The organism is Flectobacillus sp. (assembly GCF_049240685.1).
In the GTDB taxonomy this organism is placed as follows: domain Bacteria; phylum Bacteroidota; class Bacteroidia; order Cytophagales; family Spirosomataceae; genus Flectobacillus.
In genome coordinates, this window is sequence record NZ_JBMLSD010000349.1 from 24117 (window position 1) to 41603 (window position 17487).

The window sequence follows — 17487 nt, forward strand, 5'->3', positions numbered from 1 at the left end:
AGTGTTTTTATTTTTCGTAAATACCTTTTGCTACTTTTTCGGTAATAGATTTAGGCGCTAACCAAGCCATAAAAGCCCCTAATTTATTAATGAACCCAGTTACTACTTCGGTAGAGCCTCCAAACATAGATTTTACTGCGATTTGAGCTACTTCTGTTGGCGTCATCATTACTTTCTCAGCTGCTTTCATTGCTTTTTCTCCTACTTCTGCTCTATCGTTAAAGTCTGTGGCTGTTGAGCCTGGGCTAATAGCCGTTACCGAAACAGCTGTACCATCTAACTCATGCTTTAGTGCTCGAGTAAAGTTGAGAACAAATACCTTAGTGGCTGCATAAATCGCCATGTGAGGCAAGGCCTGATAGGCTGTTGAGCTTGCAATGTTCATGATATATGATTTTGATTGACGTTTGAGCATCGGCAAAAATGTTTGACACATTTCTGTCAGGGTAAGCATATTCAAAGTCATCATATCACGATTTTTTTCGATAGAATAATGCCCTACTGGACCAACCAGCCCATAGCCTGCATTATTGACCAAAATAGACACTTCATAGTTTTTGGAATTTACCCAATCATATACTTGTTGAGCTACTCCAATTTGGGCTAAATCAATGGCTAAATAGTCTACTTCTACCTTATAACGAGATTTTAATTCAAAAGCCACTTTTTGAAGTAACTCTTCGGAGCGAGCCACCAATAGAAGATTGTATTTTCTACTAGCAAGTTCTGCTGCTATTTCTTTTCCGATACCTTTACTGGCACCTGTAACCAATGCGTATGACATAATAATGAGAATAGTCGGTTGAGTCTTATGATTTGCAAAATGCAATCCCTCAAAATTAACAAAGCCCCACCAAATGGCAGGGCTTCGTTTTGAATAATTTATCTAAAATTATTTTTTAGGCGCTGGAGTTGCAGGTGTAGCACCTGGCAACATTGTTTTCAAACCATCAGGATCTTCAGGTTTGATTTCGAGCGCTTTCTTAATAGCTTCTTCAGCTTTTACAGTGTCTTTCGATACTGTCAAGTAGTAACCAGCCAAATAGCGAAGAGCTTCGTAAGTGTCGTCTTTTTTCTCTTTGTAAGTAGTTGAGTTTTCTGCTTTAAGCGCATCAATTACTGTCAAATACTTCTCGTAGTAAGGAACCGACAACCACTTATCTCCTGTGTAGTCGATATAGTTGTTGGTACGAGCACGGAACAAATAGAACGGAGGCCATTTAGCATTGATTTCGATAGCTTTACCAAAAGCAGTATCACCCTTCATTGCATAAGAAACACGATTTACTGAGTCAGTTTTTGGTGTGTAAGCCGCAGCGAAGTAGTATGCTAAAGCAGCGTTGTACCAGTCACCTGAAGTAATTTGTAACTTCTTCTTAGTTTTCCAGTCGATTGACTTGAATGCAGCGTCAGCAGCATGAGAATATTTCTTTTGCTTATAACGAATCGAGTAGATTGACAAGTGGTGGTTATTGTTTGTATCTAATGGAGCCGCTTGCTCATAATAGTGAACTGCCAACGAATCGTTATTCAAACACTGATATCCTTTTGCGAAGTATACATTATCCAAGTAATAAGGTTTTACACCAGCTTTAACCATTTGCTCAAGGTTGTTGATACCATCTTGGCATTTGTTCAATTCGATGAACGAATAACCTTTCATACGGTAAATATCGTTATCTTTTGCACCACCTGCCTCTGCTTGGCTAGTAAATTCCATTGCACCTGTGTAGTCTTTTGCCAAGAACAACAATTTGGCAGTACTCAACAAAATCGTTGGGCTAGCTTCAGCTTTGCTAACATACTTTCTATAATACTTAGAAGCGTCTTTGTAACGATTGAAGATATTATAGTATTCACCAAAACGCTTATAAATTGGAGCGTAGTTAGAGTCAGTTTCAACAGCACTTTGGTAAGCATTCACTGTATATTGGTAGTTTTTACCACGAAGGTAAACTACCCCAATTTTTGTGTATAACTTAGCACTTTTTTCTTTGAAGTTAGCTTGTTCGTAAGCAGAAACAGCAGGACCACCATCGTTTTTGATAAGGTATGCATCGCCTTTTACGGTATTCATTTCAACTGTTAACTCCTTCACTTTAGTTTTTTCAGGAATCATATCAATCAAACGAATAGCTTCAGCAGGGTCATTATTTCCTTTGTTTGCCTCTTCACCATTGTTTACGTCATAGAACATTACATAGGCTTCAGCGATGCGGAATAAAACATCTGCATTCTTTGATTTTGTATCAGCAATAATTTTGTCAAAATCAACTTTAGCATCAGCTACTTTGTGGTTAGCAACTTTGATAGCTGCCAAACCCACTGAGTTGAGTGGATTTTTAGCATCAATAGTCAAACCTTTTTCGAAAGCAGCTTTCGCAGCATCAAGATGGCCTACACGCAAATTGTAATAACCTAAATAGAATTGGTTCTCTGCCGTCGGAGCAGCCGCTACCAAGCTCTCAAAAGTCGCCTTCGCTTTACTTGGCTGGTCTCCATCCAACTGCGACAAACCTTGCTGTACTGTTTGCGCATTTGCAGCACCTGCAAACAGTAAACTAACAGCCACCAACAGAGATTTCATCTTTACTTTCATTTGTGTAATTAGTTAGTTGGGATTAAGATTAATTAATAAATAATTTTATTTGATTTAGTATTTAGGAAAAGATCTAATCTTAAGTGAATAATCTTGTAAATTTTATAATGTTCCTTTTTGAAGTTCTAACACAAAATTAAATTAAAATTTCCAATAAAAAGGCAAAATTTTATTCTTTATAACTAGAATATAAGATTTATTAAAAAGGACTTAAAAATTCATTAGCAATTCATTGTCAATCAAATGAATAATAGTTCATTTTGATACAAAGACCTTATTCTCCAATTTTTACTGTACGAATTTGAATTGGTCTAGTCAAAGGTAAAAGCCCTCCTTTCAAGACAATTAGCTGCCCCTGGTCCATACACATGTAATTGATAAAGCCCGTACCTAAACCCATGTGTGATTCTTTCAAAACACATTTGATCACTCTTGTTAGCGGATATTTCTTTAGTGCTAAGTTATATCCAAAAGGTTGGAAGTAATCATCCTTTGTAGGATTTGCCTTGTCTGTTACTGACATCACATTAATATCTTTGATAAAACCCAGAGAAGCCGGATCATCACCATCACTAATCCAATTGGTACCGATAATACCAATAGCATTTGTATGAGTTTTTACATACTCGATGACTTCTTTATTTGACTTCATAGCAAAGAATGGTACTTTATCTTTTTTTCCAATACCAAACTTATCCATCAAGAAAGTCAAGTTACTTGAATTAGCATTATCAAAGACCAAAACAACATTCTGATTCGATCCGCCTTTTCCAAACTCCGACCACTTATTTTTTTTACCTTTCATCAGGTCTTCAACATCCTTTACGCTAATCAATGTGTCTTTGTTTGATTTATTCGTGATTAAAGCAAGTGCATCGCCCGCAAATTTGTAGCTACGATAAGTGATTCTATCATCTGTAAAAACCTGCTTTTCTTTTTCAGTCAAATCTCGAGCTACCACTACCATTCGAGCCTTATCATTGAGCATCATATTTATTGCCTCAGTTTCGGGCTTGTAAACTACATTAATTTTGGTGTATTTGTAACTTTGTTCGAAAGCGAACTTTTCGGCATCTAATATATTTTGAAATGACTCATCTACTGCCACTGTAATTTCTCCTTTAGCAGGGGTATCGGTAGGTGCATTTTCATTCGGACGATTACCAACATGCCCACATGAGGTAATTAAGGCACCGAGTACACCAAGAGCTGAAACTAACTTAATATACTTATTCATCGTTTTTGAGATTTATTATATTAACGAAGCACCTAGATGCGTCTATATATTTTCTTAAAATAATTCAATTTCATTAACTAACATTAACAAAGAAAACCTTTGTAATGGTGCATACTTATCTGAGCAAACAATAAGCCTTATCAACTCTTACCATCATAATAACGATACTGACTTTCCTCCTCTTCCTCCTCGTTATCTTCTTTATATTTTTCAATTGCTCGCCACCCCCTATAGAGTCCATAAATTATCAAAATTGCACCCCAAGCATAAGACCATTTTACATTTGGGAAAAATACCTGAGCAAAAGCTGAATCAGGCACAACAATCAGGAACACACCTATACCCACATAGGCAATCGACATAAGCCCAGCAATGATAATTACTGAAAGCGAATAATATTTTTGTGAATCTCTTTTTGGCATCTTTCAAAAAATTAAGTCCCTCTAAAAATGAAACCTGTCAGTTTCCTGACAGGTTTCATAATACTTTAAGACTATAAAAATGCATATTACTCCGACAATACGAAGTTGATAGGCACTGTAAATCTTGAACGAACTGGACGACCAGACTGTTTACCAGGATTCCATTTTGGAACCATTTTGATTACGCGAACAGCTTCTTCATCGCAACCAAAACCTACTGACTTCAATACTTCAACACCTTGGATAGAACCGTCAGTGTTTACAACGAACTGAACGTATACTTTACCTTGAACGTTTGCGCGTTGAGCAGCAGCAGGGTATTTAAGGTTTTTCTGCAAGAATTTTGCAAAAGCAGGAATACCACCAGGGAATTCAGCTTGTTGTTCTACCGCAGTAAAGATTTCTTCTTCAACTGGTTTTGGTGGTTCAACAGGAGCTTCTTCTTTAGCAGGTCTTGCATCTGGATCTACTGGAGGAGCGATATCATCGGTATTACCTTTAACGCTTTCTGTTGCAGTATTACCTTTGATGTTATCTACCTCTGGTGGAGGTTCAGGTTTTTGTACCTCTTCATCACGTTTGATTTCCGGAGGTAAGAACTTTGTAGTTGTTACTTTCGGAATATCTTTCGGTGGTGGTGGTGGCGGTGGTGGCGGTGGTGGTGGAGTATCCTGTTTTTTAGGAGGCTCAGCCACTTTCATCACCTCTGCAATCACCTCTGTCTTTTCGTTATCTTTTGGCGTCAAGCTACTAATAATAAATGGTAGAGCAAGCGCACCAGCGAAAAGAGCAGAACCTATCATTACTGACCTCTTGACGACAGCTTGATAATTCTTTCTCAAAAAATAAGCACCGTATTCCTTATTCTTATCTTTAAAGATTATGTCGTCAAGCGTTGCATTTGGGCTAATTACGTTTGACATATTTTCTCGTTTTGTTAACTCTGTTGAAATTCTTTTTTCGTTTTCAGAACCACAGAACTAAGATAAAACTATTTATTTAGTTTTACAACTATTTTATTAGTTTTATTTTAATTTCATTGGTGTGCTAACCTATTTGCCTGATTTCTTAATCATTTCCTCATCAATAGGAGTGATTTCAAGAAGAGCATAACGCTTGTTATCAGTAATTGCACACTCATCGAGCATATCCACCATGTTTTTATACTTAGCTTTTTTAGTTGCTTTGATAACGATGGTAAAGTTTTGTCCGACTTCTTTTTTCAATCTAAATAATACTTGTCTGATACCTTGATCTGAGTAGTCAGTTACTTGAACGACTGTAGTAGCATCACCTGGTTTACCTTGATAGTAGTAAACTTTATTTTCGTCTGGCAACACTGTAAGTGTTTCAGACGCTTTTACAGGAGATGTTTCCTTTGTCTCAGTTTTATCAGGCATACTAAGCTGCATTGTCACGGGCTTAGCCAACGTAGTTGTTAGCATGAAGAATGTGATAAGCAAGAAACCTAAGTCTACCATTGGCGTCATGTCAATCTTGGTAGACGCTTTCTTACTACGCTTTTTACCACCTTTCTTACCCCCACCGGACTGGTCTATTTCTGCCATAGTCGTTGAGTAGTTTTAATGTTGTTAATAGGATATCAATCTAGTTGCTTCGAAGGTTATGAGTACCCTACCCCACAATGCAGGGCAGGGTTAATAAACTACTGAGTACAACTTAATTAATTTCTTGGTTTGTTTTCAGGACCTGTGATCAACTGGAAAACGTTGATGTTTTGTTCTTGTAATGTACCTACAACCTGGTTGAAAACTTTGTAATTTGAGTTACCATCACCTTTGATAGCTACTTGTAGACTTGGGTTTGCTAGCTTAGCATAAGTAACCCACAAGAAAAGCTCGTTGTTTGCCGAATCGCAAGGGATACCTTGGTAGTATCCTTTAGCTTTCCATGCTGATGGTTTTTCTTCCAATACTTGTTTCATTGCTCCAGCAGGGTAGCCTACAATTTCAGAAGCCATAAAGTTTTTCTGCATCGTAGCCGATACCGGAACACCAACACGGTTAGCCATTCTTTCCAACATCATCTGCTGTGCTTCCTTATCGTCAACACCCAAGAAAATTTTACCATCTGGCGCAACTGAAATGGTAATAGTACCTTTTTCAGCAGGAAGCGGCTTTTCTGAGATCGACGTAGGAGGCGTAATGGAAACAGCTTCTTCAGGACGGAACTTGGCCGTCAACATGAAGAAGGTGAGTAACAAGAATGCCACATCACACATCGCTGTCATGTCCAAAGACACACTCTGTCTTTTTGCTTTTACCTTTGGCATAATGTTATTAATTTGAAAATTTGAGAAAACTTACATTTGAAAACAATCTTGGGATTCAGAAGAGTGAACTCTTCAGATTTTCAAATTGCCCAATTTTCAAACTATTAACTATGGTGAGAAGCGAAGTTTTGGTTAACGCTCAAACCAATTTCGTCAATGCTATAAGTCAATTCGTCAATTTTAGACGTAAAGAAGTTATAACCGATGATACATACAGCTGAAGTACCGATACCCAATGCAGTGTTTACAAGGGCTTCAGAGATACCGTTTGCAAGAGCTGTAGAGTCAGTTGAACCACCTGAGTTACCCAAAGCCGAGAACGCTTTGATCATACCGATTACAGTACCTAATAGACCGATTAGGGTAGATACTGACGCTAGTGTAGCGATAATAGTAAGGTTTTTCTCCAAAATTGGCAATTCTAATGAAGTAGCTTCTTCAACTTCTTTGCTCAATGCAGCCAATTTTTGTTCTTTGTCCAAAGAACCATCTGTAGTTAATTGCTTGTACTTCTTAACAGCAGCCAAAGTAACGTTACCTACTGAACCTTTTTGTTTGTCACACTCTTTCAATGCACCTTCAACATCATCCTTGTCCAAAGAAGCTTGGATTTTACGAACGAATGCGTTGATGTCACCTGTTCCTTTTGCTTTGCCAATTGTAAGCAAACGCTCAATAGAGAAAGTCAAAGAAATCAAGAAACATGTCATCAACACTGGTACGATGATACCTCCTTTGTAAACGATACCGAAGTAGTCACCTGGAATTGGGTGTCCGTCTGGGTTGTTGTTCTCAAAGTGAGAAGGATCTCCCATTACGAATTTGTAAAGAGAAAGTGCTACAGCAAAAAGAATCAAAATGATTACGCCCGCAGGAATACCTCCTGACTTTTTGTTTGCTGGTGCTGCTGGCTTTGGAGCAGCTGGTTTTGCTTGTTGTGTACTCATTAGTTTGGTAATTTGGGTTTAAGTTAAAAAACAATTTTTAGGTGATTTTTTAAAATAAATCTACAGAAAACTGTTTCAAGACAAAAGATTATTTCGATTGTTTTATGTTTTCTAGTAATGACAAAACTAACATAAAATTCTTTTAATTCTCATACCTCCATTATCAAGTTTTTTTTAAGAAATCTGTCACTATTACACAAACATTGTATTATAGTAATATTTTAAAGCCTTATCTAATATTTTTAATGTACTTTTTAAAGAATTTAATTTTTACAAGAAAATATATAAACTTTCAAACAATATCTTATTTCGGGTAAATCTTATCAAGGATTGTTTCAATTTTCTCTATTTCGTAAGTATTTATTACTGACTTTTGATAAGAAAAAACACTCATGTATTTTTCAAGAATTGGATGGCTACCCTCGAGGCGTATGTTAACTTTTGAGGATTTGTCTGCCAATATTGATATTATATTACCGACTCCGCCTAGATTGGCATCGCTGTCTGCTTCAATCAAAACAAAAATATTGGGCACTGTAGCAATACGTCCTTTCAACTGATTCAGAATGATATTTTCGGTGTGATTGTCGATATCGAAAGACTCATATTCGTTTTGCCATCCCTCCTCACAAATCAGGTCGTGTAAAGGATTTTTATATTTTACCTCCAGTGGATTATTTTTTACTTGAATATATAGCAATAATGTGTTCATTGTATTAATACTTTTTTCAGCTATTCGCCGTACCTTTGAGTGATTATTCCTTACAGATATGGCACAATACTATTCATATAATCGAGAAAACGCAAAACGTAAAACTAGCTCTTCTTCACTGAAAGAAGCTATTGAAGACATGCTTGAGTTTTATAAGCTTCGTACAAAGTTTGACGAGACTTATGTGGCAGCACATTGGGAACAAATTATGGGTGCTCCGATTGCAGCAAGAACTACAAAAGTATATATCACAGAGGCTAAACTATATATTCAGTTAGATTCTGCTTCGTTGCGAAACGAACTACTAATGGCCAAAAACAAGATTTTACAATTAATCAATCAAGCCATTGGTGCTGAATTAGTTAATGAAGTTATTTTTCTTTAAAAAAAATCCCTCGTGTTGTCATTACACAAGGGATTTTTTTATAATTGTGCTGTTGCCTTTCTCAACAAAGCAATTGTTTTTTTAATTCCTTCTACTTCAGTCAAGGTTTCTCCCTCATACTCGATACCAATAATCCCTTTAAAACCTGATTGTTTGATAATCTTCATCATACGAACATAGTCAATATTGGGCTCATTGCCTTGGGCGTCAAAATTGAAAGTCTTGGCACTCACTCCTTTGGCATAGGGCATCATTTGGGCCGTGCCTTTATAGGGATCATATTGTGTTTTACATTCGCTATGCCACTCGGCTCCGCTCCACTCCAGACAGAAATTTCCAAAGTCAGGTAAGGTACCGCAATTTTTCATACCGACTTCTTTCATGATGCCCGCCAACCACTCACCATTAGCCGAATATCCGCCGTGGTTTTCTACGATGATATTAATTTGATATGCTTTTGCAAATTCACTTAACGTTCTCAAGCTTTCTACACATCGCCTAGCCACTTCCTTGGGGTCTCCTTCTCCCCTAGAGTTCACTCGAATAGTTTGGCAGCCTAAATACTGTGCAGCCTCCACCCATTTATAGTGATTTTCAACGGCTTGCTTACGTTTTTGGGTATTGGCTTCGCCCAATTCACCTTCAGCATCAATCATGATTAAGTGATTGCGGATTCCTTCCTCCACAGATCTTGTTCGCAATTCTTTGAGATAGGTTTTATCGTTGGCTTTGTCTGGAAAAAATTGATTTACGTATTCAACAATCTCTAAGCCAAACTCCTTTTTAGCAAATTGAGGAAAATCAAGATTACTTAATTTGCCTCCGAAGATTGTTTTATGTAAAGACCATTCGGCTAGGGATATTTCGTAAAAAGGTTTGCCAGCACTTTTAAACATGTCGCCTGATGACAAAGCTAGTCCTGCGAAGCCTATTGAGGATTTTTTGAGAAAATCCCTTCTTGTTTGATGTATCATAGTAAGTATTGGTATGAAGGGTAAGATAATATTGACTAAGCTATTTGTTGAATTTGGTGCTTTTTTCCTCTAAAATCAAATGAATCGCCCACAACTTTCCCCATCAACAATGCACCAATTGGCGATTGAGACGACACTACCATCACTGTTTGGCCTTGCACTTTGATTGAACCTAAACTAACTGCAATAAAAAAAAATCCCATACTTGTGTGTACAAGCGCTCCCAAGGACACATGCAGTGGCGTATGCAAAGGTTCTATTCTTTCTATTAAAACTCTTTCCTGACGGGCTTGTTCATACTGACGAGCATACATATCGCGATCTAACTGACCCATTGCTCGTGCCGTTTCGTACTTATCTCCTGCCGAGCTTTTGCTTTCTTCATTGGCAGAAGCCTGTGCTGCCTGCATAGCATTCCAAGATGCTTGCATACGCTCATCAAGTTGTAGTTTGATATATTCAATAACTTGTATTTTCATCGTTTTTTGACCATCGATTGACTTGCTTGTCGAGCAATGCCATGACAATCTTTATTTTGTGATAATCAAATTTTCCTTGAAGCAAATCAAAGACTGGCTTTACGGGATCTCCTTTTTTAGTACCCAAGGACTTGATAGCTTGTCCAATGGTATTGTATTCTATTGTTGTGACAAATTTGCGTAAATCAACAGGATGTCCCTCCTCAAAGAATTTTACTAAATGAGATACAATCGTTACCGGACTCAAGCCCCTTTGTTCGGCAATGGCCTCAAGAGTGAGGCCTTGTTCGTACAATACAAAACTTACCTTTGCGGTATCACCTTTTTCTCCAGGTGACCTGTCAAAAGTTTTCAGAAATTCACTTATCTCTTTCAAGAATGCATCGCCATATTGTCGGAACTTCTGCTCACCAACCCCCGAAACATTTAGCATTTCGACAGGAGATATAGGTTTCTTTTGAGCCATATCAGAAAGTGTTGCATCCGAAAAGACCACAAATGGAGGAATATCCAAGCTATCCGCAATTTGTTTACGCAACAAACGCAACCGTTCAAACAATTCATCACGCACGATTTCTCGTTTGGTTTTCTCTTTAGGTACCACATTGGCTTCACGTTCGGCCTGCTTTTCCTCGAATGGTCTAAAACGTACCAGTTGAACTTTTTTCCCATCCTTCAATACCGACCACGACGTGTTGTTTAATTTAAACGTGTGTTGCTCGTCATAGGCAATATCCATAATACCCGAATTTAGCATTTGTTGAATATAATCTGCCCACTCCTCATATTTCAAGTCGCGTCCTGCACCAAATGTTTTGATTTCGTGATATCGATGTTCGATAATACGACGATTATTAGAACCCCGCAAAATATCTATCAGCATTCCCATTGCAATTTTTTCGTTGGTACGAGCAATGGCTGAAAGTGCTTTTTGTGCTAACACTGAGGCATCGAACCGAACTGGAGGGTTTTTACAAACATCACAGTTGCCACAATCTTTGTCTACTTCTTCGTTAAAATAACTCAAAAGAATACGTCTTCGACAGATTTCGGCCTCGGCATATTGCTTTAATCTATCCAATTTAGCCAATTGAACTTCCTTCATTTCTGGAGGCAACTCAGATTGGGCGAGCATATCCTTTCGGACAACTAAATCGTTGTAAGAATAAAACAATAAGGTATCTGCTTTGACGCCATCGCGACCTGCACGACCAATTTCTTGATAAAAACTTTCGATATTGGCTGGTAAAGAATAGTGCATTACCCAACGAACATTGGACTTGTCGATTCCCATTCCAAATGCAATCGTTGCACATATAACCTGAATATCGTCACGCAGAAACTGATCTTGCACTTTGGCGCGTTCGTCGGTACTCATACCAGCATGATAGCATCGGGCAGATATTCCTACTTTCAGTAACGAGTCGGCCAACTGTTCTGTATTTTTACGACTTAAGCAATAGATAATGCCTGCTTTTCGAGGGCGTTCCTGAATAAACTTCTGAATCGTTTTCAAGCGATTTCGTCCTGGTTGTACAGATAATGATAAATTGGGGCGGTCGAATGAACTTATAAAAACACGAGCTTCGGGAATTCCTATTTGTGTGAGGACATCTTTTCTAGTAACTCTATCAGCTGTAGCAGTCAAGGCCATAAACGGCACATGTGGCAAAGCAGATTTCAATTGATGCAACTGCGTGTATTCAGGCCTAAAATCATGTCCCCAAACCGATACACAGTGCGACTCATCCACAGCAACCATACTAACCTGGAGAGATTTCACCCAATCTAGGTAACCTGAAGAGAAAAGTTTTTCGGGAGAAATATAGAGTAGTTTTATTTCTCCTGCTCTACACTGTCGCTCAATGGCAGATCGCTCAGCTCCCGAGAGCGACGAGTTGATATAAGCCGAAGGAATACCATTAGCCTGAAGGGCTTGTACTTGGTCATGCATTAATGCAATAAGCGGAGATATTACAATGGTAATTCCTTGCATCATCAAGGCTGGTACTTGAAAACATAGAGATTTTCCGCCTCCAGTTGGCATCAATACCATACAATCTTGCCCATACAAGACCCAATCAATTATATCAGCCTGAAGAGGTCTAAATTTATCATACCCAAAATATTGCTTGAGTACTTGTTCTTTTGTCAATGCCATTTTAGCAAAATATAAATAGTGAACGATGATGAAGATGTCTGAAAACATAACGTGTAGAATTTTACATCTTCAATACAAAGTTAGCAAATGTTTGGTTTTAGGATAATCAAGTTGGAGGCTTGTACAAAATAAGAGCGGGCAAACACTGTACGTATTTACCCGCTCTTGGAAATATTTTTATTTTACAAAAACTAGTAAGCTCTGATTTCTACACCTTTCATAAAGTTCACAAAAGCTTTATTCACTACTTTGTTACCTCCTGGTGTTGGAAAATTGCCTGTAAAATACCAGTCACCTAAGTTATAAGGACAAGCTTTATTAAGGCTTTCTACAGTTTGATAAACAATAGCTAATTCAGCTTTCAAGTCTGAAGGTTTTACGATATCTGCAATTTTGGCAGATATCTCCTCATTAGTAAATGGTTCGTAAATGGCTTTTACAAAATTTTGAGTATGAGCTGTACCCATCTCAAATGCACTTACGCAACGCCCTAGGGTATCTTCAAGAACCTCCTCCATGTGTCTTTCTTGTAACAACTCATAAGCCGCACGAAAGGCTACGAAGTCTTTCATTCTAGACATATCTATACCGTAGCAATCTGGATAGCGAATTTGTGGTGCCGAAGAAACGATAACAATTTTCTTAGGCCCTAACTTATCCAACAACTTCAAAATTGAGCGTTCTAGCGTTGTACCTCTCACAATCGAGTCATCAATCAATACTACATTATCTACGCCTTTCTTGATTACCTCATAAGTAGTATCATACACGTGCGACACCATGTCGTTACGATCGGCATCGTTTGTAATGAAAGTACGAAGTTTTACATCTTTAGAAATCAATTTCTCGACGCGCGGACGGAAGGTTAATAATTCCTCCAAGGTTTCCTCTGCCAAGCCACCACCCATAATGGCCTTCTTACGCTCTTTGGCAAGATAGTCTTCTAAGCCTTCAATCATACCCAAGAAAGCAGTTTCGGCAGTATTTGGAATGTAGGAGAATACCGTATTTTTGAGGTCGTAATTTACTTCTTGAAGTACTTGAGGGATTACCAAACGTCCTAACTCTTTACGTTCGGCATAAATATCTGGATCTGAAGCACGCGAGAAATAAATTCTTTCGAAGCTACAAGATTTCTTTTCGAGAGGCTCAATAAATTTCTTTTCAGAATAGTTACCACGTTTGTCAATAATCAAAGCATGACCCGGCTGAACTTCCTGTATATCTTCATAATTACAGTTAAACGAAGTTTTAATAGCTTGTTTTTCTGAGGCTACAACCACCACTTCATCATCGGCATACCAATAAGCGGGACGAATACCTGCTGGGTCGCGAGCTACAAAAGCAGAACCATGTCCTGTCACACCACACATAGCATATCCACCATCAAAATCACGGCATGAACGCTGTAATACTCTTTGCAAATCAATATTGTCTTCTATTACGTCAGACAACTCTGGGTTTTCGTAACTGTGTTTATGGAAGTCAAACTGACGTTGGTTTTCTTCATCTAAGAAATGACCAATTTTTTCCATTACTGTCACTGTATCCACTTTTTCTTTGGGATGCTGCCCTAAGGAGATTAACTTCGTAAAAAGTTCTTCTACATTAGTCATGTTGAAATTACCAGCAACTACCAAATTTCTACTTCTCCAGTTGCTTTGGCGCAACATTGGGTGGCAGTTTTCAATCTCGTTCTGACCATGGGTACCATAGCGCAGGTGTCCTAAAAATACTTCACCAGAGAATGCCACATTTTCTTGTAGCCATTTGGCGTCTCTAGCTTTGTCCTTATGGTCTTTTAGGCCTTTACGAAACTTTTTGTAAATTTTTCCGAAGATATCAGCAACGGCATTTTGCTCAACAGAACGGTATCTACTAATATACCTATGCCCTGCGGGTACATCAATTTTGATATTGGCTACACCAGCACCGTCTTGGCCTCGATTTACTTGCTTTTCCATCATCAGGTAAAGCTTGTTGATACCATACAGGGGTGTTCCGTACTTATTGATATAGTACTGATAGTCTTTTCGGAGACGGATGAGTGCAATGCCACACTCGTGTTTGATTGCGTCAGACATGACTTTACTTGGTAGTTATTTTGCGTTTGTTGAGTATTATTTAAAAATAGTACTCCTGAAACCAATTATACTGATTAAAGTGGTTCGGTTATTTATCGCAATAAAATTCGGATTAATAGAGGGTTAACGATGGGTTATTTTTCAGTAAACAAAATTAGGTAGAAAATTCTGAGATTACCAAGAATTTTTGTGCCATATTTTCGAATGATAAAGTAAGAATTTGATACTTAATGGTTATTGAAAATTAAATCTTTATTTACTTATAGTTTCATCTGAGATTTTCTACAGGTTTTTAAAAGACTTTCGTTTTTGACATTACAATTCAAAGCTACAAGCTATTTTGGAAAACTACTAATGGTTTTCGGTAAGCGACCAACTTTAGTTATAATTGCGATACAATACTCTATGTAAATAAGTTCCTAGTTAAGTATAAATACTGAAATATCAATCACTTTAGTAGATTTTTCTCATTATTTAGGACAGTTATCCACACTCTATAAAAAAATGGATAACTGTCCTCGATAATTTATTCAATTTCAATGACTACTCCCGAGGAAGCTGGGTGAGCCACACATGTCAAGATATAGCCTTGTTTGATTTCATTGTCTGTCAAACCATCCTCTTCATCCATCTTAACTTTTCCGCTCAAACATTTGCCCATACATGCTGTACACATACCCGCTTGGCATGAATACGGCAAATCGATATCTTCGCGAAGTGCTGCTTCGAGGATAGTTTCGTGTGGTTTTACCAATACTTGATAATCTTCTCCTTCGTATTGGATAGTGACCATTTGTTCTTTCAGGCTTCCACCTTCTTCTTCTTCTTCAGCTTCGTTGGCCGCAGAATCATGAGCACTAAAGAAATGTTCTTTATGAATTTGAGCGTCGGTTACGCCAAAAATTCTAATCGCATTTTCTACTTGCTCCATCATACCTTCTGGTCCGCACAAGTAATATTCGGCCTTGGCAATATCTAGTCCAAAATCTTGTTTCAAAAACGTTACTGCCGAGGCTTGATTAATGCGCGTTTTATAACCTGTCCATGTGTAAGAAGGTTGACTTAGTACGTGTAATACTCTAAAGCGCCCCTGATATGTTTTTTCTAATTCTTCTAATTGCTTTTTGAAAATGATATTTTCTTCATCTCTCGAGCCATACACTAAATATACCTTGGTTTCGGTTTCTACTGGCAAAACAGATTTTGCAATAGACATCAACGGTGTAATACCTGAGCCTCCCCCAAACAATACAACCACACGAGACTTAGTAGGATTGGGCTCAATCACAAAATGGCCCATCGGCTCCATCATCTCGATTGCATCTCCAACCTTCAAATGATCACAAAGGTAATTTGACACCAAGCCACCAGGTACTCGCTTGATGGTTACAGCAATAGACGCATCTTTGTTGGGTGAACTAGACATTGAATAGCTACGGCGAACTTTTTTGCCATCTATCTCAGGAATTAGTGTCAAAAACTGGCCCGCTTTATAACTTACTGCCTGATGAATCGGATGCCAAAATGAGAAAGTCTTGGTGTCTGGAGTTTCTTCGATTACCTCCTTTACAGTTAAATGAAAATATTTTGCACTCATCTAAGATATAACAGTTTAAAAAATACGATAACAACTTCATTAAAGTCAATCGATAGTATTGTATGTAAGTCATTACAATGAATAAATATCCCAAAAGTTCAATTTTCGAATATAGAACTTTTGGGATATTTTCGGTCACAAAACTACAGCAATCTACTGGGGTATCAAAGGATAATTTTCCCTAATGCATGGATAAAAAGTAATAACAACATTAAAGTCGAGCGATTACCTCTTCTACATTTTTAGTATCTGGGAAAAACGACAACAGTCGCAAGAGTATAGCCTCGACAACTGCATCGGGGCATGATGCTCCACAAGTGAGCATTATGGTAGTGATATCTTTATTTGGCAAGAAGTTATCACTGACTTTTTCACTTTTTGTGTGAAGGTCAAAATGACTAATAAGATTTTCGGACAAAATTTTATCGGCAGAAGAGATAAAATAAGTAGGGAGCTTTTGTTCACACAACTCCACCAAATGAGAAGTATTGGACGAGTTATATCCCCCTGCAACAATCGCTAAATCAGCCTCTTTTTCCAAAAGCCCGTAAGTGGCGCTTTGATTGTCGTTTGTAGCGTAGCAAAGTGTGTCGCGTGTGTCAGCAAAATAAGCCGTGATATCGATTCCATCTACATGATATTTTTCACGCATGACGTTTTTCAAATAATCAGCAATAGCCTGTGTATCAGACGCCAGCATGGTTGTTTGATTTACGACACCAATTCGTTTTAAATCTTTCAAAATATCAAAACCTTCCGAATACTGTCCTTTAAATTCTGTGTAAAAGTCTTCGGCAGGTTTTTCACCAGTGATATATTTGGCTAATTCAACCGTTTGCTTCATATCTTTTACTACAACCGTTGGAGCATTTTGCTTGGCATGAGAAAAAGTAGCGCGAGTTTCTTCATGTGAAGGTTTACCATGCACCACAATAGTGTAATCTTTTTGACCAATAGCAGAGGCACGATTCCAAACTTTTTCAACAAAAGGGCAAGTTGTATCGTACTGATAGGCATTGATGCCAATATCAGCTAGTTTTTGCTGTATTTCGAGGGTAGTACCAAAAGCAGGCACAATTACGACATCTTCACTTGTAAGGGTATTCCAATCAATGAGTTGCTCACCAGAGGTATTCATAATAAACTGAACGCCACGGCTTACCAAATCGGCATTCACATCAGGATTGTGAATCATTTCCGAAAGCAAGAAAATACGTTTATTGGGGTTTTCATCTATGGTCTTATAGGCAATTTCTACCGCATTTTCAACACCATAGCAAAAGCCAAAATGCCTTGATATCAAAAAACGTACAGAGCCACAATCCAGCATAGTAGGCGTGAAATCCTTTTTTAGCTTGTCTCGTTGGCGACGTATTTCTTTGATTCCTCCAATGATACTACTCTTGTAGAGTTCTGGTATTTGAAAAGACTTCATTTTCTTCATTTTTTTGCGTGCCTCCAGACCAACAGACTCAGCACCTGAGTTTGACGCACGTTGTGCTTCCATAACGGGAGATTTGGTAAATAACTCCATTTTAATAAACTAGTTTTTGGCCTAACAGTTTTAAAAATTGTCGTTTTATCACAAAAAAATTGT

The 17487-nt window shown here is 38.0% G+C and carries 16 protein-coding genes; 1 reads left to right on the forward strand and 15 read right to left on the reverse strand.

All coding sequences use genetic code 11. From position 1 onward, the window contains the following. Positions 1–7: 7 nt before the first annotated feature. The 9 genes from ACOVQ4_RS15590 to ACOVQ4_RS15630 form a co-directional block, all read right to left on the reverse strand. Entirely contained in the window at positions 8–784 is a 777-nt protein-coding gene (locus tag ACOVQ4_RS15590) for an SDR family NAD(P)-dependent oxidoreductase (protein ID WP_421821552.1), read from the reverse strand. Between the two features lie 108 nt (positions 785–892). Then, the gene (locus tag ACOVQ4_RS15595) at positions 893–2599 is read right to left on the reverse strand and encodes a tetratricopeptide repeat protein (protein WP_421821553.1); all 1707 of its coding nucleotides are present in this window, start codon (positions 2597–2599) and stop codon (positions 893–895) included. A gap of 274 nt (positions 2600–2873) precedes the next feature. Then, positions 2874–3836, reverse strand: coding sequence for a PstS family phosphate ABC transporter substrate-binding protein (locus tag ACOVQ4_RS15600; RefSeq protein ID WP_421821554.1), 963 nt, complete (start codon positions 3834–3836; stop codon positions 2874–2876). Positions 3837–3976: 140 nt separating this feature from the next. Next, the gene (locus ACOVQ4_RS15605; RefSeq protein WP_421821555.1) at positions 3977–4258 is read right to left on the reverse strand and encodes a hypothetical protein; all 282 of its coding nucleotides are present in this window, start codon (positions 4256–4258) and stop codon (positions 3977–3979) included. Positions 4259–4344: 86 nt separating this feature from the next. Next, complete coding sequence (locus tag ACOVQ4_RS15610; RefSeq protein ID WP_421821556.1) at positions 4345–5061, reverse strand: TonB family protein; 717 nt, start codon at positions 5059–5061, stop codon at positions 4345–4347. A gap of 249 nt (positions 5062–5310) precedes the next feature. Continuing rightward, positions 5311–5826, reverse strand: coding sequence for an ExbD/TolR family protein (locus tag ACOVQ4_RS15615; protein ID WP_421821557.1), 516 nt, complete (start codon positions 5824–5826; stop codon positions 5311–5313). A 116-nt stretch (positions 5827–5942) separates the two neighbouring features. Beyond that, the gene (locus tag ACOVQ4_RS15620) at positions 5943–6551 is read right to left on the reverse strand and encodes an ExbD/TolR family protein (protein WP_421821558.1); all 609 of its coding nucleotides are present in this window, start codon (positions 6549–6551) and stop codon (positions 5943–5945) included. Between the two features lie 104 nt (positions 6552–6655). After that, positions 6656–7498 carry a MotA/TolQ/ExbB proton channel family protein gene (locus ACOVQ4_RS15625; RefSeq protein WP_421821559.1) on the reverse strand — a complete coding sequence of 281 codons (843 nt, stop codon included), beginning with the start codon at positions 7496–7498 and terminating at the stop codon, positions 6656–6658. Between the two features lie 304 nt (positions 7499–7802). After that, positions 7803–8210 carry a hypothetical protein gene (locus ACOVQ4_RS15630; protein ID WP_421821560.1) on the reverse strand — a complete coding sequence of 136 codons (408 nt, stop codon included), beginning with the start codon at positions 8208–8210 and terminating at the stop codon, positions 7803–7805. A gap of 58 nt (positions 8211–8268) precedes the next feature. On the opposite strand from ACOVQ4_RS15630, the gene ACOVQ4_RS15635 reads away from it, so the two are divergent. Next, a complete protein-coding gene (locus ACOVQ4_RS15635) occupies positions 8269–8595 on the forward strand; it encodes a DUF721 domain-containing protein (RefSeq protein ID WP_421821561.1) in 327 nt (108 codons plus the stop codon). A gap of 38 nt (positions 8596–8633) precedes the next feature. Here the strand turns inward: ACOVQ4_RS15635 and ACOVQ4_RS15640 are convergent, their stop codons facing one another. The 6 genes from ACOVQ4_RS15640 to ACOVQ4_RS15665 all read right to left on the reverse strand — a co-directional run bounded on the left by ACOVQ4_RS15640 (position 8634) and on the right by ACOVQ4_RS15665 (position 17325). Next, a complete protein-coding gene (locus tag ACOVQ4_RS15640; RefSeq protein ID WP_421821562.1) occupies positions 8634–9569 on the reverse strand; it encodes a sugar phosphate isomerase/epimerase family protein in 936 nt (311 codons plus the stop codon). 35 nt (positions 9570–9604) lie between these two features. Beyond that, entirely contained in the window at positions 9605–10048 is a 444-nt protein-coding gene (locus ACOVQ4_RS15645; RefSeq protein ID WP_421821563.1) for a transcription elongation factor, read from the reverse strand. Further along, positions 10029–12257: a DNA helicase RecQ gene (recQ, locus tag ACOVQ4_RS15650; protein ID WP_421821564.1), complete on the reverse strand. Its 2229-nt coding sequence runs from the start codon at positions 12255–12257 to the stop codon at positions 10029–10031. Before recQ ends, ACOVQ4_RS15645 begins: the two co-directional genes overlap by 20 nt. 143 nt (positions 12258–12400) lie before the next feature. Then, entirely contained in the window at positions 12401–14293 is a 1893-nt protein-coding gene (locus ACOVQ4_RS15655) for an amidophosphoribosyltransferase (protein WP_421821565.1), read from the reverse strand. A gap of 526 nt (positions 14294–14819) precedes the next feature. Beyond that, positions 14820–15890, reverse strand: coding sequence for an FAD-binding oxidoreductase (locus tag ACOVQ4_RS15660; protein WP_421821566.1), 1071 nt, complete (start codon positions 15888–15890; stop codon positions 14820–14822). A gap of 211 nt (positions 15891–16101) precedes the next feature. Next, complete coding sequence (locus ACOVQ4_RS15665; protein ID WP_421821582.1) at positions 16102–17325, reverse strand: 4-hydroxy-3-methylbut-2-enyl diphosphate reductase; 1224 nt, start codon at positions 17323–17325, stop codon at positions 16102–16104. Positions 17326–17487 lie beyond the last annotated feature (162 nt).